Source organism: Delftia sp. ZNC0008, from assembly GCF_000799035.1.
Lineage (GTDB): Bacteria > Pseudomonadota > Gammaproteobacteria > Burkholderiales > Burkholderiaceae_C > Comamonas > Comamonas tsuruhatensis.
Genome location: NZ_JTKZ01000006.1, coordinates 239 through 719, shown reverse-complemented (window position 1 = coordinate 719; position 481 = coordinate 239). Strand labels below are relative to the sequence as shown.

Annotated in this window: 1 protein-coding gene; it reads left to right on the top strand. The window is 67.2% G+C overall.

What is annotated here, in order from left to right:
• A partial coding sequence (locus L995_RS00135) for a PLxRFG domain-containing protein (protein ID WP_197065084.1) occupies window positions 1-481 on the top strand: 481 nt, incomplete at both ends.

The window sequence follows — 481 nt, the reverse complement described above, 5'->3', positions numbered from 1 at the left end:
GCGCAAGGAGGCCCTCGCGGGCATCGTGGGCAAGGAGCTGGCCGAGTTCCTGGAGCAAGGTGTCTCTGGCCTGCCAGGTGCGCCCATCGATGTTTCGGGGCGCCTGGGCATGGGCAACCTGCTGCCAGGCACCGGCCTGCTGCTGACCAAGCAGAGCCGCGAGCGGGATCTGCTGGAGGTTGCGGGGCCGGCGGGCGATCTGGTGTCCCGCGGCTTCGCGGCAGGACGCGAACTCGTGGGTGGGATGATGAATCTGGACCCGTCTGCAGCGGGCCGAGCCGCGCTGGAGGTGTCTCCCACAGCGGTGCGCAATGCGTTCAAGGGCGCGGACATGGCCGCCAGCGGCATGTACAAGGACACCAAGGGCTACAAGGTGATCGACACCACCCTGGGCGAAGCAGTGGCCAAAGCCATCGGATTCCAGCCCAAGAGCGTGGCCGAGATCCAGGAGGCCAACAGCTTCATGCAGCGGTCCAAGAGC